This is a genomic window from Nocardia sp. JMUB6875 (assembly GCF_041154655.1).
GTDB lineage: Bacteria > Actinomycetota > Actinomycetes > Mycobacteriales > Mycobacteriaceae > Nocardia.
In genome coordinates this window covers 1-1,557 of record NZ_BAAFGR010000383.1, presented here as the reverse complement: position 1 = coordinate 1,557, position 1,557 = coordinate 1, and the positions used below count along the sequence as shown (strand labels likewise).

Below are 1,557 nucleotides of genomic sequence, written 5' to 3'. Positions count from 1 at the left end.
CCCACCAGCACCTGACGTTCGGTATCCGACAGCTTCAAAGGCTCGACCTTCGGCGGCACGCGGCCACCCTATACCCTTCACCGCCAACGAACTTACGATTCATGACACTAGGAGGTTGAGCTCGTGGGGCAACCGGGTCGTGTTCCAGCAGTGGCTTCGGTGCGGTGTTCGGTCATCGGGACCCTCCTCCTGGCGTTGATATGGACCTGCGGCGCCGGGACGGCCGCTGGCGAAACGCTCCCGTCCGGGAGCGGGTATGTGGCGTTGGGCAGTTCGTACGCGGCCGGGCCGGGGATCGATCCCGTGGTCGACTTGCCCTGCGTCCGATCAGGAAAGAACTATGCGCACCTGGTCGCGGCTGCCCGCAATCTCGAGCTGACCGATGTGAGCTGCTCAGGAGCGACAACGAGCGCGCTGTCGACCGGCACGGCAGGGATGTCCCAGATCGAAGCCGTCCACGAGGATACGAGGTTGGTGACGATCACCGTCGGCGGGAACGACCTCGATTACATCGGTGCCATGGGCCGCGCGAGCCACATCAACACCCTGCGAACGCTGCTCGCGGGATCGGCGGGTTCGAGTTCGGTGTCGGAGACCATCGACGGCCGGATGCCTGAGCCGAGCCAGGCCGCGTATGCCCAGGTGCGCGACGCGTTGGTCGATACTGTCGAGGCCGTTCATCGTGTCGCGCCGAATGCCGTTGTCGCGATGGTCGGATATCTGCCGGTCCTCGACAGTGGCGTTCTCGCCGTTGACCCGAAGCCGCTCTGTCCCGACGTGCCACTGACGGTGGACCAGGCCCGGACGCTGCGACATGTTTTCGAGGGACTGCGTTTCGCCACCGCCGACGCGGCACGCCTGTCCGGCGCATTGCTGATTCCCATACCCGACGCCGCGGAGCACGCGGCCTGCGGAATCCGGCCGTGGGTCAACGGTTTCCGCTCCGGTGGCCTGCTCGGCGGTTATCACCCCACTGAGCTCGGGATGCGCGCCGTCGCCGACGCAATTCTGGAATACATCTGACTCTGGCCCAGTGAACAGCGCTGAGCGCATTACCGATGTGCCTCAGCGTAATTGGTTCACCGGTCTACATCGGTTCCGTCCTCGGCAATCCCGCGCGAGGCCGCTGAAAGGGAGGCTGGTTGGAATGAAAAACGCAATTGTCACCGGCGTGCTCGCTGTCGCCGCGAAAGCACTCACCGTGGGTGTCGTCGGTGCGGAACCCACTGCGCCGCCGCAGAATTCGTCGGCACCAGCCGCCCGGCTCGATGTCGGTCCGCTCACGCTCACCGACCGTTGCGGGACAAACCGTCAGAAGAGATCTGCTGTCTCGCGGGCTATTTCGAACCCGTGTGCGGTCGCGTCGTTGGTACAGGTAACCCCGACGCATTCCTCGCGTGTTGATAGCCGTTCGGTAGCCACTGATCAGTGATGATGTCGTGCTGATCAGCGAGAGGAGTTCATCGTGACCATCGCAGTCGTCGCCGCGGCCGTCGTTCTCGCCGTCCTCGCGGTCACCGCGGCCCGGATCTTGCGGGAATACGAACGCGCCGTGGT

Annotated in this window: 1 protein-coding gene; it reads left to right on the top strand. The window is 64.6% G+C overall.

Going from position 1 to position 1,557, the window contains the following annotated elements; all coding sequences use genetic code 11:
• Positions 1–258: 258 nt before the first annotated feature.
• A complete protein-coding gene (locus tag ACAM49_RS40080; protein WP_369640722.1) occupies positions 259–1,023 on the top strand; it encodes an SGNH/GDSL hydrolase family protein in 765 nt (254 codons plus the stop codon).
• The last annotated feature ends 534 nt before the right edge of the window (positions 1,024–1,557 follow it).